Origin of the sequence: Candidatus Liberibacter sp. (genome assembly GCF_014048425.1) — a bacterium.
In the GTDB taxonomy this organism is placed as follows: domain Bacteria; phylum Pseudomonadota; class Alphaproteobacteria; order Rhizobiales; family Rhizobiaceae; genus Liberibacter.
Window position 1 is genome coordinate 1 of the sequence record NZ_JACETX010000084.1, and the last position, 1,566, is coordinate 1,566.

A 1,566-nucleotide genomic window follows, 5' to 3' on the forward strand; every position below is an offset into this window, starting at 1 on the left:
TGGGATGCTTATGACGCCGTTGCAGATGGTCTTAATATCATAGAATTCATCAGAGATTGTCCAAAAGAAAAGATAGAAAGCCAATCTCATATTCCCTCTTATTCTGGGGAGTATTTTAGAACCAATCAAAACCCTAAACCAGAAGACCTCATATCTTCCAGTCTTCTTTCACCTAAAGGATTAATGCTTTTAGCGGGAGCATCAAAGGTCGGGAAAAGTCATATTGTTCTTTCTATGTTGATCAATCTTTCTGCAGGACTTTCTTTCTTAGGGTTTGATCCACCTAGACCATTGAAAGTTTATTATCTGCAATTGGAGAATGACTTTTTCGACGTTCGAAACAAAATACAAGCAATGATTAAACACCTTAGTCCTGAACAAACAGATCTTTTTGATCAAAACTTTGTCGCTACGTCTCGCATGTGCAAGTCATTAACTGAGCCTATGGTTCATTCTGTTTCCGAAGATGCCTACAAATACCATCATGGCCAAACTGACATCATTGTTGTTGATCCTTTGTATTACGCCTTTGATGGCGGGGAACACAAAGGAGGAGAAAACGACAGTACCGCTATGATATTCTTTTTTAAGGAACGTTTAGAACGGTTAAGAAGTCTCATTAATCCTAATGCAGGAATGATACTCGTTCATCATACACGAAAAGTAAAAAGCGAAGAACTAAAAGAAATACGCTTTGATGCCATATCAGGAACAAGCGTCATCAGACGAAATTACACCTCAGGCATGTTGTTGCATAAAGAGGATGAGGATGATGATACGGTTCACGTTTACTTCGAAGTTCGGTCTGGTGAGAGAATACGAAAAAAAGAAATCTACTACGACAAAGAAAGCGGAGAATGGAAAGAACATCCAGAAGGAAGCATTCGTTTAGTTAATCAAAACTACGGATTCAAGTTAGATGCTGAGCGTGACCGCAAAAAAGATGCAATCATAGATATTATCAGATCTGAAGCCTTAAAAGGCAACGCATATAACGCACGTCAATTTAGAGAAGCCTTTGACAGCAAAGCGGGTCTTGGAAGCGAGTTTTCTATCCATAACAGAATATCTGTCCTAATGACCAAAGGACAGATCCAACTATTCAACAACGGCAAAGCTTACGGGCTGTCAATTCATCACAACGCTCAAGGACTGCTATGCGTCAAAGACATGGAGCTATTAAACAAGGGAGATGAATTAGTGCCAGTTTTCCCAACACATTACAAAGAAAAACAAACAGGGGCGATATTGCCCGTACAAGACCCTAAGAAATGGGTAGAAGAGGAGTGATCATGAGTAACAAAGGACGCATTGACCTACGATCCGTGGCAAGAATCTCAAAAGAAAACAAAATCCGTATCGAGATAGAAAGAGAAGGCACGCTCTATAGGTTTGATCCTTTTAAAACCAGAAGTGAAAAGCCCAAAGTTGAAGATGACGGGCTTAATCCTTTTGGGTGTTAAATGAACAAGAACGCCAAATTACCTTTTGTGGTGAGGGAACGCACCCGACATGGCAAGGTCATATACTATTTTAGGAAAGGCAAAGGAGCTAGAATACGTCTGC

The 1,566-nt window shown here is 40.1% G+C and carries 2 protein-coding genes; both read left to right on the plus strand.

The features are described 5' to 3' along the window. On the plus strand, nt 1–1,290 hold a 1,290-nt coding region (locus H0G72_RS05995), incomplete at its 5' end, for an AAA family ATPase (RefSeq protein WP_182017861.1). Nucleotides 1,291–1,292: 2 nt separating this feature from the next. Continuing rightward, on the plus strand, nt 1,293–1,463 hold the full coding sequence (locus tag H0G72_RS06000; protein WP_259345181.1) for a hypothetical protein: 171 nt from the start codon (nt 1,293–1,295) through the stop codon (nt 1,461–1,463). Nucleotides 1,464–1,566 lie beyond the last annotated feature (103 nt).